Origin of the sequence: Burkholderia stabilis (assembly GCF_001742165.1) — a bacterium.
In the GTDB taxonomy this organism is placed as follows: domain Bacteria; phylum Pseudomonadota; class Gammaproteobacteria; order Burkholderiales; family Burkholderiaceae; genus Burkholderia; species Burkholderia stabilis.
Genome location: NZ_CP016443.1, coordinates 2,883,657 through 2,904,126, shown reverse-complemented (window position 1 = coordinate 2,904,126; position 20,470 = coordinate 2,883,657). Strand labels below are relative to the sequence as shown.

Annotated in this window: 19 protein-coding genes and 1 pseudogene; 12 read left to right on the top strand and 8 right to left on the bottom strand. The window is 68.7% G+C overall.

Going from position 1 to position 20,470, the window contains the following annotated elements:
* Positions 1-273 precede the first annotated feature (273 nt).
* Positions 274-828 (top strand): 4-hydroxyphenylacetate 3-monooxygenase, reductase component, encoded by a 555-nt coding sequence (gene hpaC, locus BBJ41_RS30825; protein ID WP_069749943.1) that lies wholly within the window; start codon positions 274-276, stop codon positions 826-828.
* Positions 829-840: 12 nt separating this feature from the next.
* Here the strand turns inward: hpaC and BBJ41_RS30820 are convergent, their stop codons facing one another.
* Both BBJ41_RS30820 and BBJ41_RS30815 read right to left on the bottom strand, forming a co-directional pair.
* Complete coding sequence (locus BBJ41_RS30820; protein WP_069749942.1) at positions 841-2,091, bottom strand: YbfB/YjiJ family MFS transporter; 1,251 nt, start codon at positions 2,089-2,091, stop codon at positions 841-843.
* 276 nt (positions 2,092-2,367) lie between these two features.
* Entirely contained in the window at positions 2,368-2,913 is a 546-nt protein-coding gene (locus BBJ41_RS30815; protein WP_069749941.1) for an RBBP9/YdeN family alpha/beta hydrolase, read from the bottom strand.
* A gap of 117 nt (positions 2,914-3,030) precedes the next feature.
* Here BBJ41_RS30815 and BBJ41_RS30810 point away from each other — a divergent pair, with 117 nt between their 5' ends.
* From BBJ41_RS30810 to BBJ41_RS30805, 3 genes are all read left to right on the top strand, one after another.
* Entirely contained in the window at positions 3,031-3,486 is a 456-nt protein-coding gene (locus BBJ41_RS30810; protein ID WP_069749940.1) for an Lrp/AsnC family transcriptional regulator, read from the top strand.
* Positions 3,487-3,733: 247 nt separating this feature from the next.
* Complete coding sequence (locus BBJ41_RS41940; RefSeq protein WP_006479692.1) at positions 3,734-3,856, top strand: hypothetical protein; 123 nt, start codon at positions 3,734-3,736, stop codon at positions 3,854-3,856.
* Positions 3,857-3,913: 57 nt separating this feature from the next.
* Complete coding sequence (locus BBJ41_RS30805) at positions 3,914-4,867, top strand: M29 family metallopeptidase (protein WP_069749939.1); 954 nt, start codon at positions 3,914-3,916, stop codon at positions 4,865-4,867.
* A 16-nt stretch (positions 4,868-4,883) separates the two neighbouring features.
* Here BBJ41_RS30805 and BBJ41_RS30800 read toward each other — a convergent pair whose 3' ends face one another.
* Both BBJ41_RS30800 and BBJ41_RS30795 read right to left on the bottom strand, forming a co-directional pair.
* Positions 4,884-5,393, bottom strand: coding sequence for a GNAT family N-acetyltransferase (locus BBJ41_RS30800; RefSeq protein WP_069749938.1), 510 nt, complete (start codon positions 5,391-5,393; stop codon positions 4,884-4,886).
* A 136-nt stretch (positions 5,394-5,529) separates the two neighbouring features.
* Complete coding sequence (locus BBJ41_RS30795; RefSeq protein WP_069749937.1) at positions 5,530-6,561, bottom strand: AraC family transcriptional regulator; 1,032 nt, start codon at positions 6,559-6,561, stop codon at positions 5,530-5,532.
* 263 nt (positions 6,562-6,824) lie between these two features.
* Between BBJ41_RS30795 and BBJ41_RS30790 the strand changes: the two genes are divergently transcribed.
* The 5 genes from BBJ41_RS30790 (at position 6,825) to BBJ41_RS30770 (ending at position 12,767) form a co-directional block, all read left to right on the top strand.
* Positions 6,825-8,531 (top strand): GMC family oxidoreductase, encoded by a 1,707-nt coding sequence (locus tag BBJ41_RS30790; protein ID WP_069749936.1) that lies wholly within the window; start codon positions 6,825-6,827, stop codon positions 8,529-8,531.
* Positions 8,518-10,974: an alpha/beta hydrolase fold domain-containing protein gene (locus tag BBJ41_RS30785; RefSeq protein WP_069749935.1), complete on the top strand. Its 2,457-nt coding sequence runs from the start codon at positions 8,518-8,520 to the stop codon at positions 10,972-10,974. The genes BBJ41_RS30790 and BBJ41_RS30785 overlap by 14 nt, the downstream gene beginning before the upstream one ends.
* 216 nt (positions 10,975-11,190) lie before the next feature.
* A complete protein-coding gene (locus BBJ41_RS30780; protein ID WP_069749934.1) occupies positions 11,191-11,745 on the top strand; it encodes an arsenate reductase/protein-tyrosine-phosphatase family protein in 555 nt (184 codons plus the stop codon).
* A 363-nt stretch (positions 11,746-12,108) separates the two neighbouring features.
* Positions 12,109-12,441, top strand: coding sequence for a type II toxin-antitoxin system RelE/ParE family toxin (locus BBJ41_RS30775; protein ID WP_069749933.1), 333 nt, complete (start codon positions 12,109-12,111; stop codon positions 12,439-12,441).
* Positions 12,438-12,767, top strand: a complete 330-nt coding sequence (locus BBJ41_RS30770; RefSeq protein WP_047901651.1) for a helix-turn-helix domain-containing transcriptional regulator — start codon at positions 12,438-12,440, stop codon at positions 12,765-12,767. The genes BBJ41_RS30775 and BBJ41_RS30770 overlap by 4 nt, the downstream gene beginning before the upstream one ends.
* A 16-nt stretch (positions 12,768-12,783) precedes the next feature.
* Here the strand turns inward: BBJ41_RS30770 and BBJ41_RS30765 are convergent.
* Both BBJ41_RS30765 and BBJ41_RS30760 read right to left on the bottom strand, forming a co-directional pair.
* A pseudogene (locus BBJ41_RS30765) lies at positions 12,784-14,783 on the bottom strand (VTT domain-containing protein).
* Between the two features lie 102 nt (positions 14,784-14,885).
* On the bottom strand, positions 14,886-15,338 hold the full coding sequence (locus BBJ41_RS30760; RefSeq protein WP_069749932.1) for a hypothetical protein: 453 nt from the start codon (positions 15,336-15,338) through the stop codon (positions 14,886-14,888).
* A 302-nt stretch (positions 15,339-15,640) separates the two neighbouring features.
* Here BBJ41_RS30760 and BBJ41_RS30755 point away from each other — a divergent pair, with 302 nt between their 5' ends.
* Both BBJ41_RS30755 and BBJ41_RS30750 read left to right on the top strand, forming a co-directional pair.
* A complete protein-coding gene (locus tag BBJ41_RS30755) occupies positions 15,641-16,288 on the top strand; it encodes a response regulator (protein ID WP_069749931.1) in 648 nt (215 codons plus the stop codon).
* Positions 16,285-18,063: a sensor histidine kinase gene (locus BBJ41_RS30750; protein WP_069749930.1), complete on the top strand. Its 1,779-nt coding sequence runs from the start codon at positions 16,285-16,287 to the stop codon at positions 18,061-18,063. Before BBJ41_RS30755 ends, BBJ41_RS30750 begins: the two co-directional genes overlap by 4 nt.
* 25 nt (positions 18,064-18,088) lie before the next feature.
* On the opposite strand, the gene BBJ41_RS30745 is transcribed toward BBJ41_RS30750, so the two are convergent.
* Positions 18,089-18,280 (bottom strand): hypothetical protein, encoded by a 192-nt coding sequence (locus BBJ41_RS30745; protein ID WP_232036211.1) that lies wholly within the window; start codon positions 18,278-18,280, stop codon positions 18,089-18,091.
* A 119-nt stretch (positions 18,281-18,399) separates the two neighbouring features.
* On the opposite strand from BBJ41_RS30745, the gene BBJ41_RS30740 reads away from it, so the two are divergent.
* A complete protein-coding gene (locus BBJ41_RS30740; RefSeq protein ID WP_069749929.1) occupies positions 18,400-19,128 on the top strand; it encodes a hypothetical protein in 729 nt (242 codons plus the stop codon).
* Positions 19,129-19,140: 12 nt separating this feature from the next.
* Here BBJ41_RS30740 and BBJ41_RS30735 read toward each other — a convergent pair whose 3' ends face one another.
* Positions 19,141-20,451, bottom strand: a complete 1,311-nt coding sequence (locus BBJ41_RS30735; RefSeq protein ID WP_069749928.1) for an MFS transporter — start codon at positions 20,449-20,451, stop codon at positions 19,141-19,143.
* Positions 20,452-20,470 lie beyond the last annotated feature (19 nt).

The window sequence follows — 20,470 nt, the reverse complement described above, 5'->3', positions numbered from 1 at the left end:
CGTCGTTCGCCGGGCGTGTGCGGCACATCATAACGAGCCGAAAACCCGCTGAACACCCTTTTACGCGCTGCACGTCCGTGCAATCGCGCTTTTTTTGCACGATGCGCGACGCATCTAGGTAGAACCTTTAGACGCGTTGGCGAGAACGCCATCTCCGGCGTCAATCGTGCGAATGGTCGCCCGCTTTTTCGCGACGTACGCTAGGCCATCGTCGACGTTCGCGTGCTGCACCGGCAGCGCACGATCGCCGCTCATGTCCACTCAGGAGCGCCCATGTCCCCCACGTCCTCCACGACCGCTATCCCGCGACCGGCGCGCGTCGAGCCGACCGACGCGCAGAAGGCTTTCCGGCAAGCGATGGCCCACCTCGGCGCGGCCGTCAACGTGATCACCACCGCCGGGCCGCACGGCCGCTGCGGGATCACCGCGAGCGCCGTCTGTTCCGTCACCGACGCGCCGCCGACGCTGCTCGTGTGCCTGAACCGGTCGAGCGCGATGCACGCGACCTTCGAGCGCAACCGCCATGTCTGCATCAACGTGCTGCCGGCCGAGCACGAACTGCTCGCGCGGCATTTCGCGGGGCTCACTGATCTGCCGATGGAACGGCGTTTCGACCTGCCCGTTTGGGATCGCGGCGAACAGGACGTGCCCGTGCTGCGCGACGCGCTCGCGAGCCTGCAGGGCACGATCGCCGAGATGAAGGAAGTCGGCTCGCATTCGGTGATGTTCATCGAGGCGACGTCGATCCGCGTGCGCGACGACGGCGACAGCCTCATCTACTTCAGCCGCGCGTTTCATCGCGTCTCGCGCACGGCGTGCGTGCGCTGAGCGTTCGCCCGATTACGCCGCGGCCCGCAACGCGCGCTGCCCGGCCGCGAGCGCGGCGCCCGCGAACAGCGTCAGTGCGGAATACACGAGCCCGCGCGCGAGCCCCGCGCTGTCCGACACCCAGCCGATCGCGACCGGCCCGGCAATCTGGCCGAACGCGAAGACCGTCGTGAACGCGCTGATCCCTTTCGCCCAGCCGTCGGGCGGCAGGTTGTGCCGCACGAAGGCGGTCGTCGATGCAACCGCCGACAGGAACGTCGCGCCGAACAGCACGCCCGACACGAACGCGGCGGCAGGATGCACGAACATCGCGGGCATCAGCGTCGCGACGCCGAGCAACGCGTTGAGCACGGCCAGTGCCTGGCCGCCGCGCATCCGGTCGAGCAGTGTCGACCACAACCGCGCCGACACGACGGTCGCGACACCGAGCATCACGTAGAACGCCGACACCACCGTGCCGCTCATCCCCGCGCCGCGCAGCAGCGCGACAATGAACGTCATGTAGCCGATATAACCGACGCCGAACAGCCCGTAGCCGGCCAGCGCGAGCGCGAAGCGCGCCGGGCTCGCGGTGACGGCCGATACCGCACCGTCGCGCGGCGCGGCTTGCGCCGCGTGCTCGTGCTCGATGCGCCGCGCGGCCGACACGGCCACTGCCGAAAACAGCACGCATGCCAGCGCGAGTGCAAACCACGCGGGCTGCCAGCCGTGTGCGCGTTGCATGAGCGTCGCGGGCACGAGCAGCGACGATGCGACGATGCCCCACCCCGTGCCGCCGTAATAGAGGCCGAGCAGCAGCCCCGCATCGCGCGGCGACGCCGACGCGAGCCGCGCGGCGAGCACGCCGCCGCTGATGAAGATCAGCGCGCTGCCGACGCCCGTCGCGAGCCGCTCGACGAGCAACGCGTGCATGCCCGACGTGAGTCCGCATGCGGCCATCAGCAACGCGGTCAATGCGCAGCCGGCCGCCAGCAGCGTGCCCGTGCGCCAGTGCCGCGACAGAAGCGGAAAGGCGAGCGCGCCGATCAGGTAGCCGGCCGCGTTCGCCGTGTTCAGCGCGCCGGCCTGCGCGAACGTCCAGCCGAGATCGGCCTTCATCGGCGGCAGCAGCAGCGCATATGAAAAACGTGCGAGGCCGAGCGCGATCGCGCTGCCGAACGACAGGCAGATCGCCAGCCGCCACGCGGCCATGCGGCCGGGGTCCGTTGCACCGGCGTCCGGCCGCGATGGGCCGGCACGCTCCGGTTGCGGCGCTGTGGGCATCAGGTTGTCTCCGTTGTCGTTCGAGGCCAGGACGCGCGCATCCGCAGTGCCGACGTGACGTCGCGAACGTCGGTCGCTGCGTCGTCGGCGCGGAATCCGACGCCGGGCAGCGTCAATCCCGATTGCCGAGGCTGACGGCGCCGTCGAGCGATCATACTTGACCGCTCGTCCCGGCGGCATGCTCCGGCAACCGGAATCCGGCGACGATCGCGACCGCTTCCGGTTCTTCCATGCGGTGACGAAAAGCCCGGGAACATGTCGGCGCGCTTGCGTGCGCTATCGGCGCAATCCAGCGGTAAAGGCCGTGAGCAACGCGCCGCCTTCGCGCCATTCCCCCAACCCGGCACCCGCATTCAGATGGCCGCGCGCGCCGAGCAGAAGCGGCGTCGCGCCGTACGCCGTGGCCCATGCAATCCCCCGCCCCGCCGGGTCGTACGGATCATCCGAACTGGCGATCGCCAGAACCGGCAGGCCGTCGAAATCACCGGTCGGCAAATTCGCGAACGCCCTGGCGGCGATGGGAAAATGCGGGCCGCCCGGATCGGGCACCGCGACGAGAAACGCACCGCGCACGCTGCGCGTCGACGCGGCATGCCAATGCGCGAACAACAGGCAACCGAGCGAATGACAGATCACCAGCGGCGGCGTCGCGGCTTTCGCGACGGCCTCGTCCAGCGCCGCCATCCAGTCGGTCAGGTCGGGCACGTCCCATGAAGCCGGCGCAATGCGCGTGGCGCCGGGAAGCGTCCCCTCCCAGTGACTCTGCCAATGATCCGCTTCCGAGTTGCCGATACCCGGCACGACGACAATCGTTTGTTCCATCCTCGCCTCCATGAACACAGGAGTTCGCAGTCTGACCTGCAGGAAACACGCCCGGAATGGCAAGTCATCGGTTATTGAGACAAAATGCCGATGACTTAACGGAACAGGAGATCGGCAATGTCGAACGGAGAGCTCGATCGCCTGGATATCGCCATCCTCGAAGCGCTGCAGGACAACGCACGGATGCCGCTCTCCGAAGTGGGCCGGCAGATCGGGCTGTCGCAGCCCGCGACGTCGGAGCGCGTCAAACGCCTGGAAGAGCGCGGCATCATCACCGGCTATGGCGCGCGGATCGATCCGGCGGCACTGGGATTGGGGATGATGGCCATCATCCGTCTGCGAACGACGCACGAACACATCAAGCCCGCACTGAACGCGTTCGCCGACATGCCGCATGTGATCGAAGTCCACCGCATGACCGGCGAGGATTGTTTCCTGCTGAAGGTACGGGTGCCGACACCGGAGCAACTGGAAACCATCGTCGACGCGATTGCCCGCTTCGGCGCGGTCACGACTTCGCTGGTGCTCCGGTCCGAGCCGGTCAAGCCGCTCGGGAAAGCGCTGCTCGGTTGATGCACGTCACTGCCGCTTCGGGGCACCGCGCGATCCGTGTCGTCTGCCTTCTTTGCCGCACCCGATCGCGAAAATCCGGTGTTTAGCGCCGCGCGGCTAAAAACCTTGCAGTGCATTGCCTTCGCCAAATCATCAGACTAATATCGACGCCACTCGTCCGGCATTCACAAAATGCCGGGCGGGCAGCGGCACTTTCCTTGCCGCGCTTTCATGTTGAATCACTCATGTTCACCACAGGAGAATTGACATGCAGGAAACCCAGCAGATCGAGTTGCTTGACTGGATGCAGGAAGACACGCACCCCGAAGCCGTCGACATGATGGTCGAGGACGCCGTGGTGCCGTTCGGCACCGCGCTCTGGCCGGTCTGAGCGGGCCACCCGTTCTCGCGGAAGGGCACGGCCCTTCCGCCGTTTCCGGAGACACGCATGCTGAACCTGCACCGCGCGCTCGGCTTTCACCCGGCGCTGCGCGACAAGCTTGCGCGCGGCGAGTCGGGAAAACTGCTGGTCGGCTATGACACCCGCAACCGCGACACCGCGTTGCGCGCATTTTCCGCCCTGCCCGATTCGCTCGACGCGACCACCCTCTGCCTCGAAAGCACCCCGCCCGCCGATATCGCCGCCGCGCTCGATCGCGCCGACCTGTTCGTGCTGCTGTACGACTCGTCGTGCCTGCCGACGCCGTCGCCGAGCGGGCCGCCGTTCCTCGCCGCGATCCGCCCCGCGATCGTCGAGCACTGGAGCAAGTCGGTACTGTTCAAGGATTACGGCCCGCACCTCGACGAAGCGTTCGCCGAATCGCTCGACGACATCGCGGCACGCAACGGCCGGCTGATCGACGCGGCCGCGCACGCATCGCACATCCATTTCATCGACGAAGCCGGCAACACGCTGACCGGCTCGCTCGCGCCCGACCAGAAATGGACCAGCGTGGACGGCATGGGCAATCTCGACGTCGTGCCCGGCGAGATCGCGACGCACGTGACCGACCTGCATGGCTCGGTCGTGTTCAGCGGCACGTTTCTCGGCACCGTGCCGTTCGCGATCAAGTACAAGGTGGCCGAGCGGCTCGCGACGCTGCATGTCGAAGGCAGCACGATCGTCGATTTCGACAGCGACGACGCCGGCTTCCGGCGCGACTTCGCGACCTATCTCGACCGCCACGCGAATCATCGGCGAATCGAGGAATTCGGCATCGGCACGAACCTCGGCATCCGCGGCCTGTACGGCCGCAACGCGGGCTTCGAGGAGCGCCACCCGGGCCTGCATCTCGGGCTCGGCGGCGGCGAAAACGGCAGCCACCATCTCGACCTGATCTTCGCGCGCGGCACGCTCGCGCTCGACGAGCGGATCGTGTTCGACGGCGCGTTCGCCGTCTGACGAAACGGCTGCGTGCTCAGGCTTCGGCGGCAGGCGTGCCGCCGAGCCACTTGAACATCACGAGGCAATCGACGAACCCCAGCCGCGCGTGACAGTACGCGCGCGGCAAGCGACCGACGATGTCGAAGCCGAGCTTCTGCCACAGCGCGACCGCCACTTCGTTCGTCGCGACCACCGAATTGAACTGCATCGCGAGAAAACCGCGCTCGCGCGCGACCTGCTGCGAGTGCTCGCACATCAGGCGCGCGACGCCGCGCCCGCGCGCAGCGTCACTCACCATGTAGCCGCAATTGCTCACGTGACTGCCGGGCCCGGCTGCGTTCGCCTTCAGGTAGTACGAGCCGAGCAGCACGCCGTCCTCTTCCGCGACCCACGTGCAAAGCGGCGCGTCGAGCCACAGCGCGCGCGCGGATTCGGGCGTGGGTGCGGGATCGAATGCATAGGTTTCCTGCGCGGCGACGATGGCGCGATAGGTCGGCCAGAAACGCGGAAAATCGTCCTCGGTCATCGGGCGAAGCGTGATCATGCGGGTTCTCTCGTGAAGTGAATGCCGTCTGGAATGCGCGTGCGAATCCGGACGCGGATTCAAACGATATCGCAGTCGCGCAGGCAACGCAGCATCACGCCCGCGTCCTCGGAAAAACACGACGCCGAGCCGTGACTCACGAACGCTCCGCCTCACGCAGCGCCGCGCTGCGATACGCGCCCGGCGGCACGCCGTACCAGCGCTTGAAGGCCTGCGAGAAACTCGACAGGTCGCTGAAGCCGAGCCGCTCGGCCACTTCCGCGAGCGACAGGTGCGCATCGCCGAGCAGCGTTTCGGCCATCGCGCCGCGCGCCTGCGCGAGCAGCGCCCGAAACGTCGTGCCCTCTTCCTGCAGCCGGCGCTTGAGGGTGCGCGGGCTCGTGTTCATCAGCCGCGCCATGTCCTCGAGCGAGAACGGCGCGGTGCCGGGCGTCGCGCCCAGGTACTGGCGTACCATCTCCGACGTGCCCACGCGCGCGCGCCGCGCTTCGACGAGCTGGCCGCACATCTGCTCGCACATCGACACCGTCAGCGGATTCGCATGCGGCAGCGGCCGCTCGAGAAACGCGCGATCGAATGCGAGGCTGTTCGCGCGCGCCGAGAACACCGGCTCGGCGCCGGCGATGCGCGGCACCGGCTGCGACGGCGCGCGCGCGGCCTGCAGCGTGAGGCGCGACAGCGCGAAATCGTCGCCGCCGATTTCCTGCAGCAGCACGGCCGCGGCCGTCATGTCGCGTTCGACGAGAAACCGGCTCAGGCCGCCGTCGAGTTCCGGCGCGCCGAAGTTGAGCACGCCCGTCCCGGCTTCCTCGCGGTACGTGATGACGGTGAACGCATACGTGAGCGGCAGGAAGCGCATCGCGAGCGCCAGCGCGTCGCGCGCGGTCGCGCTCGCGATCAGCCCGTAACCCCACACGCCGTACGCGGAGAAGTGATAACGCAGGCCGATCTCGAAGCCGAGGCCCGGCGTGCGCCCGAGCGCGCGCAGCAGGTTGCCGGTCAGCCGCAGCTCCTGCGCGGCCGTCACCTCGACCTTCGGATCGTCGAGCTGCGCATTCGCGAGCCCCGTGCCGGCCAGCAAGGTGGCGTGCGGCACGCCGCGTTCGTCGCCGAAATCGACCAGCAGCCGGGCGCTGGCCGGACTCCGGGTGAAGTCCCAGAAGCTCATGCGGAGAAACCCTCGAAGCGCCAATTTGGCCCAAATACTAAAACAATTGTCCCGAAGCAGCATTGGTGTTTTCCCATGCGGCCAGCACCATCGGCGTCATCCAGTCGTCGCCCGAACGACGCCAACGCCCCCAGGAGGAGACACCATGCGACCGAGTCGCCCGACCGATCCCGCCACCCGTTTCGAACGCCAACGCGAAGCATCCGGCCGCGTGCCGGCGCGCATCGCCTGACCCACCGGACATCAGGAAAGGAGACGATTCCATGAGCAAGACTTACGATTACATCGTCGTCGGCGGCGGTTCGGGCGGGTGCGTCGTCGCGGGACGGCTGACCGAGGACCCGGCCGTGACCGTCTGCGTGCTCGAAGCCGGCGGACGCGGCGACAGCACGGTCGTGAACGTGCCGACGGGCGCGGTCGCGATGCTGCCGACACGCCTGAACAACTGGGCGTTCGACACCGCGCCGCAACCTGGGCTCGGCGGGCGCATCGGCTATCAGCCGCGCGGCAAGGCGCTCGGCGGTTCGTCGGCGATCAACGCGATGGTCTATATCCGCGGGCATCGCGTCGATTACGACGGCTGGGCCGCGCTCGGCAACGAAGGCTGGGCATACGACGACGTGCTGCCGTACTTCCGCCTGAGCGAGCACAACGAGCGCCTCGACGATGCGTGGCACGGCCGCGACGGCCCGCTGTGGGTCAGCGACCTGCGCACCGGCAACCCGTTCCATGCGCGCTACCTGGAAGCCGCGCAACAGGCCGGCCTGCCGCTCACCGACGATTTCAACGGCGCGCAGCAGGAAGGCATCGGCATCTACCAGGTCACGCAGAAGCACGGCGAACGGTGGAGCGCGGCGCGCGCGTATCTGCTGCCGCACATCGGCCGCCGCGACAACCTGACCGTCGAAACGCACGCGCAGGTGCTGCGCATCCTGTTCGACGGCACGCGCGCGATCGGCGTCGAAGTGCGGCAGCACGGCGCAATCCGCACGCTGCGTGCGCGGCGCGAAGTCGTGCTCGCCGCCGGCGCGTTGCAGACGCCGCAGTTGCTGATGCTGTCGGGCGTCGGCCCGGCGCGCGAGCTTCAGCAACTCGGCATTCCGGTGCGCGCGGATCTGGCCGGCGTCGGCCGCAACCTGCAGGATCATCCGGATTTCATCCTCGGCTACCGCACGCGCAGCGTCGACACGATGGGCGTGTCCGCGCGCGGCGGCGTGCGCATGCTGCGCGAGTTCGCGCGCTTTCGCCGCGAGCGGCGCGGGATGCTGACGTCGAATTTCGCGGAAGGCGGCGGCTTCCTGAAGACGCGCGCCGGCCTCGACGCGCCGGACATCCAGTTGCATTTCGTCGTCGCGCTCGTCGACGATCACGCGCGCAAGCTGCACACCGGCCACGGGTTGTCGTGCCACGTGTGCCTGCTGCGGCCGCGCAGCCGCGGCTCGGTCACGCTGCACAGCGCCGATCCGCTCGCGGCGCCGCGCATCGACCCCGCGTTCTTCGACGATCCGCGCGACCTCGACGACATGGTCGCGGGCTTCCGGCTCACGCGCCGGCTGATGGAGGCGCCGGCGCTCGCGAGCTGGACCACGCGCGACCTGTTCACCGCGAACGTCACGACCGACGACGAGATCCGCGACGTGCTGCGCCGGCGCACCGACACCGTGTATCACCCGGTCGGCACGTGCCGGATGGGACACGACGCGCTCGCCGTCGTCGATCCGCAGTTGCGCGTGCACGGCGTGCAGGGGCTGCGCATCGTCGATGCGTCGGTCATGCCGACGCTGATCGGCGGCAACACCAATGCGCCGACGATCATGATCGCCGAGAAGGCCGTCGACATGATGCGCAGCGTGTGCCGCACGACTGCGCAGTCGCATCGCGATACGCCGGCGCACGTCGACACCGCTCTTTCGTCGTGCGCCGCGCACGACGCCGCCCCGCCCGAGGAAACCCGCGATGTTCTCGCCTGACGCTTCCCGCCCGGCCGAACCGGCCGCGCCGCTTTCGGCGATCATCATCGGCGCCGGCTTCGCCGGCATCGGCATGGCCATCGCGCTGCAACGCGCCGGCATCCACGATTTCGTGATCGTCGAACGCTCGCACGACGTGGGCGGCGTATGGCGCGACAACAGCTATCCGGGCGCCGCCTGCGACGTGCCCTCGCATCTCTACTCGTTCTCGTTCGAGCCCAATCCCACGTGGTCACACGTGTTCGCGCCGCAGCCCGAAATCCATGCGTACCTGCAGCATTGCGCGCGCAAGTACGGGCTCGCGCGCCATCTGCGCTTCGGCGCCGAAGTCGAACGCGCGCGCTACGACGAAGCCCATGCGCTGTGGCGCGTCACGCTCGCCGACGGCACGACGCTGAGTGCGGCCGTGCTCGTCAGCGGCACCGGCCAGTTGAGCCGCCCGGCGATGCCCGACCTGCCCGGCATCGACACGTTTCGCGGTCGCGCATTCCATTCCGCGCACTGGGATCACGACACGCCGCTCGCGGGCAAACGCGTGGCGGTGGTCGGCACCGGCGCATCGGCGATCCAGTTCGTCCCGGCGATCGCCGGCGACGTGCAGCGTCTCGTCGTATTCCAGCGCTCGCCCGCCTACGTGATGCCGCGCCCCGATCGCGCGTACCGCCCGTGGGAAAAGGCGCTGCTTCGCGGTCTGCCGTGGGCGATGAAGCTGTATCGCGCGTCGATCTACCTGCGCTACGAATCGCGTGCGATTGCGTTCACGCGCCTGCACGGTCTGATGGATTTCGCGGTCGGCCGGCCGTTCCGCAAATTGCTCGCGCGCGACGTGCCGAGCGCCGCGCTGCGCGAACGGCTCACGCCCGACTACCCGATCGGCTGCAAGCGCATCCTGCTGTCGAGCGACTACCTCGCCGCGATGAGCCGCGACAACGTCGAGCTCGTCACGCAGCGCATCCGGCGCGTGACCGAGGATGGCATCGAGACCGCCGACGGTGCGCACCATCCGGTCGACGCGATCATCTACGGCACCGGTTTCGCGGCGACCGAATTCCTGTCGCCGATGCGCATCACGGGCCGCGACGGGCTCGACCTGAACGACGCGTGGCGCCGCGGCGCGCAGGCATATCTCGGGCTCACCGTGCCCGGCTTTCCGAACTTCTTCATGCTGTACGGCCCGAACACCAACCTCGGCCACAACTCGATCGTCTACATGCTCGAAAGCCAGATCGCGCACGTGATGCGCTGCGTGCGCGCGATGCGGCGCGACGGCGCGTGCGCGTGCGCGATCGACGTCGACGCGCGACGCTACCGGCGCTTCAACGCGCACGTGCAGCAACGTCTGGCCGGTTCGGTGTGGAGCAGTTGCAAGAGCTGGTACGTCGACGCATCGGGCCACAACAGCACGAACTGGCCCGGCTTCACGCTGACCTACCGGTGGATCACGCGCTTCGCCGGGCTGCGCGCGTATCGCTTCTCGCACCCGCTGCCCGATGCGCCCGCGCCCGCACATGGCGTGGTGATCGCGCCACCGGCAGGCGGACTGGAGGCGCTCGCCGCCGCGTCGCTGCGCGGCTTCCTGCGCGTCGCGTTCAGGCCGTTGATCGGGCCGCCGTTCGGCGCGCGCATGCAGCGCGGCGTCGTCGCGCTGCTGTCGCCTCTGATGCCCGGCGCGGGCGGTACGCTGCGCTACCGCACGTCCGCGCGCCGCGTGCCGGTCGAAGTGGTCGCGCCGAAACGCGGCGACACGGGCGGCGCGATCCTCTATCTGCACGGCGGCGCGTTCTGTCTCGGCGGGCCGCATACGCATCGCGGCGTGACGACGCGGCTCGCGAACGAAGCCGGCCTGCCGGTGTGGGTGCCCGATTACCGGCTCGCGCCCGAGCATCCGAGCCCCGCCGCGCTCGACGACGCGCTGGCCGCGTACGACGCGATGCGCGCGCAAGGCCATGCGCCTCACCGGATCGTCATCGCCGGCGATTCGGCCGGCGGCGCGCTGGCGCTGGCGCTCGCCATCGCGCTGCGCGAGCGCGGCGAACCGGCCGCCGCTGCACTGCTGCTGATCTCGCCCGTGACCGATCCCGCGCTCGGCGGCGCGACGCTGGCATCGCGCCGCCACGACGATCCGATGATCCGCCGCGGCTGGCTCGAACAGGGGCTGCGCTGGTATCACGGTGCCGGCTCGACCGCGGCGCGCGGCCCGCTGGACACCGACCTGCGCGGCCTGCCGCCGATGCTGATCCAGGCTGGCGACCAGGAGGTGCTGCTGTCGGATGCGCAGCGGCTCGCGCATCATGCGGCCTCGTGCGGCGTGCCGTGCCGGCTGGAGATTCATGCGGCGCGCTGGCACGTGTTTCATCTGCAGTCGTTTTACCTGCGCTCGGCGCGGGACGCATTGCGGACGCTGGCGGGGTTTGCGTCGGAGCGTGTGGCCGCGGCGGCGTGACGACGGAACGGTGACATGCGGCGATCGGGGCGGCGGTGTACGGCTTCCGCGATCGCCGCGATACCCGTGGCCACCGTCGCGCCCGCTTGCAACGAAGCGACACCATCTTGCGAAAACCGGTCGTTTATTTTTTTCCGCCGCATGCGGCCGTCATGATCTTCCGCAAACCCCGGCCCACTGCCGGGGCGACCTCACCTCATCATGGCGGAGACATCAATGAAAAGAAGCCACACCCTCAGCACGCTGGCGCTGCTCTGTTGCGTCGGCATCCAGTGCGCGACGTCGGCGTTCGCCGACGAACCGAAGAAAGTCGCGTTCGTCGACACGGGCAACACCGGGCGCAGCGTGATGGCCGAAGCGATCGCCGGCCAGCTGATCGCGCAGCGGCACGCGCACGTCGCGGTGATCTCGCGCGCGGTCGATGAAGATCCGTATGACGAAAAGCCCGAGGAAAACGGCGTGATCCTGATGAAGCGGCACGGCCTCGACACGTCCGCGCACCGCTCGGTGCAATTGAACGCGAACGACGTCAAGCATTCCGACGTAATCCTGACGATGACCGACAAGCACAAGGAGAAGGTGCTCGCGCTCTATCCGTCGGCCGCCGGCAAGGTCTTCACGCTCGCCGAATACGCGACCGGAAAGCACCTCGACGTGCCCGACGCATGGGGCAAGCCGATCGACTTCTACGAATCGGTGACTGCGCAGCTCGACACGTACATTCCGGCCGCGCTCGACAAGGTCGCGAGCACCGCGCCCGCGAAGCAGTAACGCCGCGACGAACCTGTCGGCCCGCCGGTCGCGCGATGCGCCGGCGCCGGCAGGTTTGCCGTTCGCATCATTTCCTGCCGACACCCCGCCCACCGCGCGTGCCCGTCATCGCGCCATCCAAACAGGCCATTCGGCCGAATCGCCGCCGTCCGCAACGGATGAAAGAATGATCGTCGTCCGGGAAGCGGGCTTCGTCGCCCGACAGCCCGAACCCTGAAGGCGTCGCCTGCGCACCGGCCGCCGCGTGGCTGGCCATCCCGATCCGGCGATCCGCGCACGCATGTATCGCTCCCCGTTCACCGCGTCGGCGGCAAGCTACACGACCGCCTCTTTCCACCACCCTTTTGTAGCTTATAAGTTACAATGCTAGCCAAGTTCGAACTGCTTCGCTATCAGCGCGACGATGGTCGCGAGCCTTTCACCGAATGGCTGAACGCCGTGCGCGACAAGCTCGCCCAGGCACGGATTCGCGAACGCCTGCGCCGCGTGCAGACAGGCAATTTCGGCGATTGCGAGCCCGTCGGCGAAGGCGTGATCGAACTGCGCATCCATGTCGGCGCCGGCTATCGCGTGTATTTCGGCCGGCACGGCGGCGCGCTGGTGCTGCTGCTGTCCGGCGGCGACAAGCGCAGCCAGCCCGACGACATCAGGCGCGCAAAGGAACACTGGTTGAACTGGAAACGGAGGCAAATGTGAACAAGCTCAAAGGCGCGGTATCGCACCACGATGCGGAAGTCGCCGAACTGGGCGCCGACCGCGAACTCGCGGTGGCTTATCTGCGGGTCGCCATGGAATCGCTCGACGATCCCGACAACCGCGCGGCCGGCCTGCTCGCGCTGCGCACGGTCGCGGAGGCCTATGGTGGGCTCGGCGCGGTCGCGGCCGAAGCCGGCATCAGTCGTGAATCGCTGTATCGCACGCTGTCGCCCAACGGCAACCCGACACTGAAAACCCTGCTCGCGGTGCTCAAGACGGTCGGCCTGCGCCTGTCCGTCGTCCCCGCGCAGCCGGCGCACGCGTAAGCGGCACCCTGCCCGCTCACGGCTGGACCATCCACACGAGCAGCATCTCGGCCGGCGCGGCGCTCATCCCCGCCGGCGGACGCTCGATCGTCGGCTCGACCGCCAGCGCCTGCGCAATCGTTGCCGCATCGTCGATCGGCGTCGTATGCACGATCGTCATCAGCCGCGCCGGCCGGCGCAACGTCTCGCGATACAGCGCGCCGTACCATAACGGCCGATTGCCGAGCGCGTCCTGCAACACGTACGGATAACGCCACAACCGCAACACGAGGCGGCTTTCCGGGCGGCCCGGATCGACGCGCACGAACACGCGGCGCGTGCTTTCGCCATGCGTATAGCGCGGCAGAACCGGCAGCGCGTCGGCCGGCGCCTGCGGCAACAGCCAGCGCAGTGCGGTGGCGGGCGACCACGGCGTCGCGCGTTGCCAGCCGGCCTGCGCGAGATGACGATCGAGCGTGTCCGACGTCGCGCTCCATTGCAGCGGCAGATATTCCTCGCGATCGCCGCCGATCTCGGTGCGCCGCGTCGGCACGCGCTGCCACCCGCCGCGCATCCACTGATCGACGGTCATCGCGACCACGTCGCCGACATGCGGGCGCGACGCGCGGTCGAGCTGCCATTGCGCGGGAATCGTCCAGACGCCGGCCGTCGCGAGCACCACGACCACCGCGACGAGCGCGCCCCTCGGCTGCACATGCTCGCGCACGCGCCAGTATGCGTAGGCGCCGGCGAGCACCGCGAACCACGCCAGCCCGAGGCTCCAGCCGCCGAGCAAACCCGACAGCCACGTATCGCCGACGTACAGCCGCGCGAAGCCGCCGAGCACGATCCACAGCACGACGCCCGTCACGACCGGAATGCGCCACCGCGCGGGCCGGTCGCGCGCGAGCACCCAGCCGATGCCGCTGCTCGCGAGCATCGCGAACGCGGCGTCGGCATCGGGCAACGGCACATGCAGCGCGCCGGGCGGCAGGCTCGCGGGCGTCGCGCCGGGCACGCCCGCACCGATCACCGGCACGAGCACGACGGCGATGCCGACCGTCGCGAGCCACCACGCGGCCGTCAGCCAGCAGCGATGGATCATCAGCCAGACGAGAAACGCGGCCGCGACGATCAGCCCCGTATCGTGCCCGTGCAGCACCGCGAGCGCACGCATCGCGGCGTCCGCGGGCGGCGTGCGCAGGTTCTGCAGGAACGCGTACAGCGCGATGTCGGCGTGCATCAGCGGATCGTTCGCGACGACATCCTGCACGAGGCCCGCGAACAGCCACACGCAACCGACGAACAGCAGCGCGAACACCGGCACCGCGCCCGGCACGCGGCGAGCAGCCGCGCGCCGAATCGCGGCCAGCGGCGCGCGCATGCGTGCACGACTTCGGCGATCGCGCGGCGCAACAGCGGCCAGCCGCGCCGCAGCGCGACGCGCACGCCGATCCACACGAGCGCGACCAGCGCGGCGACGACCACCAGGATCACGGCGACCCGCACGCTGATCGCCGCCGCCAGCGCGGCCGACGCGCCGAACAGGATGCCCGGCGCCACATGCACGGGCGCCCAGATGAGCGCCGATATCACGTTGACCGGATAGAACGACCGGCGCGGCAGCGTCGCGCAGCCGACGACGACCGGCACGACCGCGCGCACCGGCGCGAGGAAGCGCGCGAGCACGATGCTCTTGATGCCGTGCCGCAGTACGAACTCCTCGCCGCGCGAGTAAGCGGCCGCGTAGCCGAAGCGCGTCCACGCGTTGCGAATCACCCCGCGATAGTGCCGCCCGAGCTCGTAGCTGATCCCGTCGCCGATCACTGCCCCGACGGCCGCGACGCCGATCGTCGTCCACCCGTCGAGTGCGCCCGCGCCGATCAGCGTGCCGGCCGCGAACATCACGGCGCCGGCCGGCACCACCGTGCCGATCAGCGCGATCGCCTCGGCACAGGCGGTGACGAACACGATCGCCAGCACGAGCAGCGGATGCGCGCCGATCGTGCCGATCCACGCGTGGATCGTCTCGCTCATCGCGCGCTCCACAGCGGCGCGGCTCGGCGGGTGGACACCGGGCCGATGGGAGCGTCGGGAAGGTTCATCTCGAGGTGCGCGCGGTCGCGCCGGCGTGAGCGGTCAGTCGAACTCGTGCTGCCGCGCATCGGCCTCGAGCGGCGCATCGTGATACCCGACCGTCGCGATCTCTTGCAGATAACGCGCAAGAAACGCGCCGATCGATCCGGCGGCCTCGTACTGATGCACATGACGGAATTCGTGGGTCAGCAGGCGGCGCGTGTCGTGCCCGCGCAGTACGAACACCGCATGGCCGAGCGTCAGGCCGATCGTCCCGGGCGACAGCAGCCCCGTGTCGCGGGCGATCGCGGCCAGCGAAGGCGTTTCGGGAAACGGCAGGCGGTCGGCGGTCACGACACGAATCCGCTCCGGCTGCGCGACCCCGACCGTGCGCGCGTCGTCGGCCTGCGCGGGTGTGAGCGGCGCGCCCTGCGCGATTCCGCGCGCCGCCTCCGCGTCGGCCCAGGCGACGGCGGCAGGCAGCGCGGACGGCAGGATATCGGCAAGATCGATCATCGTGAGGTCTCCGGGGTGGCATCGGGCACCAGTTTAGACCCGAATCGGGACGGTTCGCGCGGCGCCTTGCCGGCCGCGCACGGCCGCGGCGATCATCCGGGAATACCCGTCCCCGCCCGCGCTCGGGATCGTGCCTTTCCCGTCGATTATTTCGCTTCAGTACACATTCATCCCCGGGATATCCCGAAAATCTCTCCAACGTGTACCGCTTTGGGATTCGGCGGAATATATTGATCAGAAGAACCGCCGCGACGAGAACCGGACGGCAGGGCCCGCGGCGTCATCCCGAAGAGGATCGCTCGATGATCAGGGTAATTCTGGCTGACGATCACGCAGTCATGCGGGACGGACTGCGCTACATCCTGGAGAGGGCCGGTGGCTTCGAAATCGTCGGCGAGGCGAGCGACGGTTCGGCCACGCTCGCGCTGGCCGAGCGCGGCACCGCCGACGTGCTGCTGCTCGACCTGTCGATGCCCGCACCAACCGGCATCGAGCTGATCCGGCTGGTCAAAAGCCATGCGCCGTCGCTGCGCACGCTCGTGCTGACGATGCACGCGGAGGCGCAGTACGCGGCGCGGGCGTTCAAGGCCGGCGCGACCGGCTACCTGACCAAGGACAGCGCGACCGCCGAGCTCGTCGAGGCGGTCGGCAAGGTGGCGGCGGGCGGCGTCTACGTGAGCCCGTCGGCGGCCGAAAGCCTCGCACGCACGCTGCGCACGCCGGCCCGGACGCTGCCGCACGAACGGCTGTCCGCGCGCGAGCTCGACGTGATGCGCCGCATCGTCGCGGGCCAGACCGTCACGCAGATCGCGTCCGAACTCGCGCTGAGCGCGAAGACGGTCAGCACCTACAAGACGCGGATCCTCGAGAAGATGGAGTTGCCGAACGAAGCCGCGCTGGTGCGCTACGCGGTGCGCCACGACCTCGACCCCGGCGGCGGCGACGCATGATGAACGCCTTCCGCTTCCAGCCGGTTCCCGGCGGCAACGACGATCCGGACGCGTCGCGCCTGTTCATGTCGTCGCTGCCGCCCGGCCGCCGCGAGCGACGGCTCGCGATCGCAACCGTGCTCGTGTCGGCCGCGATCTTCGCCATGCTTGCACCGTTCGCGGGCATGCCGCTGGCGGCGGGCTGGGCGTTCATTCCCGTGTACCAGTCGGCGATCGTCGTCAACGACATGGTGACGGCCGGCCTCCTGCTCGGCCAGTACGCGATCCTGCGCGAGAAATCGCTGCTCATGCTCGCGGGCGGCTACCTGTTCACGGGCTTCATGGCCGGCACGCACATGCTGACCTTTCCCGGGCTGTTCACGCCGACCGGCCTGCTCGGCGCGGGCGAACAGACCACCGCGTGGCTGTACCTGTTCTGGCACGGCGGCTTTCCGCTGACGGTCGCCGCCTACGCGCTGCTGCGCGCACCGTCGCGGGCGCACCCGATCCCCGCGCCGCAGCGCCGCGCCGCGATTCCGGTGGTGCTCTGCATCGCCGCGGCGGCGGGCGCGACCGCCGCGCTCGCGCTGCTCGCGACCGCCGGCCACGACCTGCTGCCGCGCATCATGCACGGCAACCGGATGGCCGCGTCGATGACGAACGCGATCACGGCCGTGTGGGGGCTGAACCTGCTCGCGCTCGTGCTGATGTGGCGGCAGCGGCGGCGCCATTCCGTGCTCGACCTGTGGGTGATGACCGTGCTCGTCGCATGGCTGTTCGACATCGCGCTGTCGTCGATGCTGACCCACGGGCGCTTCGACCTCGGGTTCTACGCGGGGCGCGCGTACGGCCTCGTCGCGTCGGGTGTCGTGCTGTTCGCGCTGCTGTTCGAGAACGGCCGGCTGCACGCGCAGACGGTGCGCGCGCTGGCCGGCGCGCGCTACCAGCATCTGCTCGTCCTGCAGAAGAGCGCGCAGCTGAACGAGGCGAACGAACGGCTCGAACAGCGCGTCGCCGCGCGCACCGCGCAACTGAGCGCGTCGAACCGCGACCTGCGGCGCGAAGTCGAGGAACGTGTGCGTGCGGAGCGTGCGCTGCAGGCGTCACGCGAGGAACTGCGCGAGATCGCCGCGATCAGCGCGAGCGCGCGCGAGGCCGAACAGCGCCGCATCGCACGCGAACTGCACGACGAACTCGCGCAGACGCTCGCGACGCTGAAGAACGATCTCGAATGGCTGATCGACCGCGTGCCGCAGGACGACGCGCCGCTCGCGCGCAAGATCGCGGCCATGCACATGCTGGCGCGCGGCGCGGTGGCCGCGACGCGGCGCATCGCATCGGACCTGCGCCCGCTGATGCTCGACGATCTCGGCTTCGCCGCCGCCATGCAATGGCTCGTCGAGGATTTCCGGCACCGTCACGGGATTGCATGCGCGCTGCACGTCGAGCCGCCCGAGCTGCAACTCGACGAACCGTATGCGACGGCCGTGTTCCGCATCGCGCAGGAAGCGCTCGCGAACGTCGCGCGGCATGCGGCCGCATCGCATGCGGACGTGGATCTCGTGTGCGGGGACGATGCGATCGCGCTGACGATTCGCGACGACGGCGCGGGGTTCGATCCCGGCGCGCCGCGCAAGTCGAGCTCGTTCGGGCTGGTCGGCTTGCGCGAGCGCGCGTATCTCGTCGGCGGTACGTTGCAGATCGCGACGACGCTCGGCGAAGGCACGACGGTCGAGGTGGAGATTCCGCTGTCACATGCGCATGCGGCGGTCACGCCCGGGATTTCGCGCCGTTAGGCGCGCTCGCGGTCGTCTGAAAGGTTCAACCGGCCGCCTTCGTCCGTCGTGCCGCTTCCAGCATGCGTTCGAGTGCTGCCCTTACGTTTTCAGCATCGATGTATTTGCCGGTACGCCGTGCCTCGTCGCGCGATGCCAGGCCACGCGCGACAAACTCGCGTCGTATGCGTCGCTGCGCAATGGCATCGCGAAACGCCGTGATCGTCGTCATTTTCATTGCATGCTCCATGTGTCACCCATGGCAGCACACGGTAGTACGTCGACGCGACGCGCAGAAAGTCGGCATGCTCGCCTGTACAGGCCTCGGCGCAACGCTACAATTCGCCACCTCGCTGTATGTCGCTCGAGCCGTACGCCGGCCGCGCCCCGACCCCGCCATTCGACACGATGAAAAACATCTTCTCCTACGCATTCAGTTTCTGCGCTGTCGTGGCCGGCTGGCTTGCGGTATCGCTGCTGTGCTGGCCCATCCTGCTCGCCCTGCAGGCGCTGACGACGGCCCTGTTCATCCCGCACCCTGCGGGCAGCTACATCGGGCTCGGGTTCGTGTCGACCGCGCGGCTCCTGGATTTTCCGACCAGCTTCGTCGGCGCCTTTTCGGTGCCGTTCATGAACGTGCCGCTCGGGTTCATCGCGGCGTTCTGGTGGGTCAGCGTGGTAATGACCGTGCCATCCGCCTACCGACGGTACCGCACCAAACCGCGCGGCCGCGCCTCGCGGGCCGTCGTCTGGCGCGCGGCCCGCTCGCTGCTGATTGTCACCGCCGTGCTCCTCATCGTCGCGACGCCATTCCTGCGCCGCTATGAAATCGTGACGCACGATCACCTCTACGTGCGGCACCTGTTCGACTGGCACGAGCGAGCATATCCGCTCGCGTCGCTGAAGGAGATCCGCGTGGACGATCCCGAGACCAGCCGCGGCATCATCATGTGGAACTTCATATTCGACGGCGGCGACCGCTTCTCGACGACCGCGCCGGACATCCGCGCGCTCAAGTACCTGCTGTCGAATACGCACGTGGCCACCGACTTCAAGATCGTCGGAAACCAGTTGATGAAGCGCTGACGCCGCCCACCATCACGCCCCCACCGCCACCATCCCCCGCTCCGAGCGCGTCCACGCGACCAGCGCGCCGATCCCGAGCAACGCGAGACACACGATCGGCACGATCATCGGCCCGAACGCGGTACCCGTCACCTTGCCGGCGAACGGCATCAGGTTCTGGCTGAAGAAGCCGCCGAGGTTGCCGATCGAGTTGATCGCCGCGACGCTCGCCGCCGCACGCGCGCCGGTGAAATAACGCGGCGGCATCGACCAGAAGCACGGATACAGCAGCGGGATGCACGCACCGCCGAGCACGAGCGCGACGAAGCGCAGCGGCGTCGACGGCAGCACGAGGCTCAGCAGGAAGCCGAGCGCGCCGAGCGCCGCGACGATCGCGATCGTGCGCAGAATGCTCTTCGCGCGGCGCAACTTTCCCGGCAGCCACTGCAGCAGCAGCACCGCGAGCGCCCACGGCAGCATGCTCAGGAAGCCGTTCATGCTGCTCGACACGCCGAACGATTTCACGAGCGTGGGCAGCCAGTACGTGACGCCGTACAGCGACGTCGACATCAGCATGTAGGTCGCCGCGAACAGCATCACGCGCGGGTCGAGCAGCGCCTTCCACGGCTGACCATGCTCCGCCTGCGCGGGCTTTTCGCGTTCGAGTGCGGCCGCAACGATCTGCTTCTCGCGCTCGTCGAGGAACGGCGCCTCGCGGAACGACGCGGGCAGCACACGGAACACGACGATTGCGACGATCACGGCCGGGATGCCCGTCGCAACGAACACCCATTGCCAGCCCGCGAGGCCCCCCACGCCGTTCAGGCTCAGCAACACGCCGCCGACCAGCGAGCCGAGCATGTTCGCGAGCGCACTGCCGAGCGTGAAGATGCCGAGCACCTTCGCGCGATAGCTCTGCGGAAACCACAGCGTCAGGTAATAGATCACGCCCGGATAGAAACCGGCTTCGGCGATGCCGAGCAGGAAACGCAGCGAACAGAATGCGGGCATCGACGTCGTGAAGCCCATCAGCACCGTGATGAGGCCCCACGTCAGCATGATCCGCGCGAGCCACACGCGTGCGCCGTAGCGATGCAGCGCGAGCGTGCTCGGCACCTCGAACAGCAGGTAGCCGATGAAGAACAGCGACGACGCGAGCCCGAACGCGGCCTCCGTCATCCCGAGGCTGTGCACCATCTGCAGTTTCGCGAAGCCGACGTTCTGCCGGTCGATGAACGCGATCAGGAACATCACGACGAGGATGGGCAGCAGGCGCCGCGCCATCTTCGACATGATGCGCTGTTCTTCGGCGGACGCGGGGTCCAGGGTTTCGGTAGCGTTCACTGCGGGCTCCTTACGTGAA

Coding starts and splice junctions, on each gene's coding strand:
- hpaC (WP_069749943.1), top strand. CDS start 274: ATGTCCCCCACGTCCTCCACGACCGCTATCCCGCGACCGGCGCGCGTC.
- BBJ41_RS30740 (WP_069749929.1), top strand. CDS start 18,400: ATGTCGCTCGAGCCGTACGCCGGCCGCGCCCCGACCCCGCCATTCGAC.
- BBJ41_RS30810 (WP_069749940.1), top strand. CDS start 3,031: ATGTCGAACGGAGAGCTCGATCGCCTGGATATCGCCATCCTCGAAGCG.
- BBJ41_RS30785 (WP_069749935.1), top strand. CDS start 8,518: ATGTTCTCGCCTGACGCTTCCCGCCCGGCCGAACCGGCCGCGCCGCTT.
- BBJ41_RS30820 (WP_069749942.1), bottom strand. CDS start 2,091: ATGCCCACAGCGCCGCAACCGGAGCGTGCCGGCCCATCGCGGCCGGAC.
- BBJ41_RS30745 (WP_232036211.1), bottom strand. CDS start 18,280: ATGAAAATGACGACGATCACGGCGTTTCGCGATGCCATTGCGCAGCGA.
- BBJ41_RS30780 (WP_069749934.1), top strand. CDS start 11,191: ATGAAAAGAAGCCACACCCTCAGCACGCTGGCGCTGCTCTGTTGCGTC.
- BBJ41_RS30805 (WP_069749939.1), top strand. CDS start 3,914: ATGCTGAACCTGCACCGCGCGCTCGGCTTTCACCCGGCGCTGCGCGAC.
- BBJ41_RS30760 (WP_069749932.1), bottom strand. CDS start 15,338: ATGATCGATCTTGCCGATATCCTGCCGTCCGCGCTGCCTGCCGCCGTC.
- BBJ41_RS30790 (WP_069749936.1), top strand. CDS start 6,825: ATGAGCAAGACTTACGATTACATCGTCGTCGGCGGCGGTTCGGGCGGG.
- BBJ41_RS30800 (WP_069749938.1), bottom strand. CDS start 5,393: ATGATCACGCTTCGCCCGATGACCGAGGACGATTTTCCGCGTTTCTGG.
- BBJ41_RS30755 (WP_069749931.1), top strand. CDS start 15,641: ATGATCAGGGTAATTCTGGCTGACGATCACGCAGTCATGCGGGACGGA.
- BBJ41_RS30815 (WP_069749941.1), bottom strand. CDS start 2,913: ATGGAACAAACGATTGTCGTCGTGCCGGGTATCGGCAACTCGGAAGCG.
- BBJ41_RS30775 (WP_069749933.1), top strand. CDS start 12,109: ATGCTAGCCAAGTTCGAACTGCTTCGCTATCAGCGCGACGATGGTCGC.
- BBJ41_RS30795 (WP_069749937.1), bottom strand. CDS start 6,561: ATGAGCTTCTGGGACTTCACCCGGAGTCCGGCCAGCGCCCGGCTGCTG.
- BBJ41_RS30750 (WP_069749930.1), top strand. CDS start 16,285: ATGATGAACGCCTTCCGCTTCCAGCCGGTTCCCGGCGGCAACGACGAT.
- BBJ41_RS41940 (WP_006479692.1), top strand. CDS start 3,734: ATGCAGGAAACCCAGCAGATCGAGTTGCTTGACTGGATGCAGGAAGAC.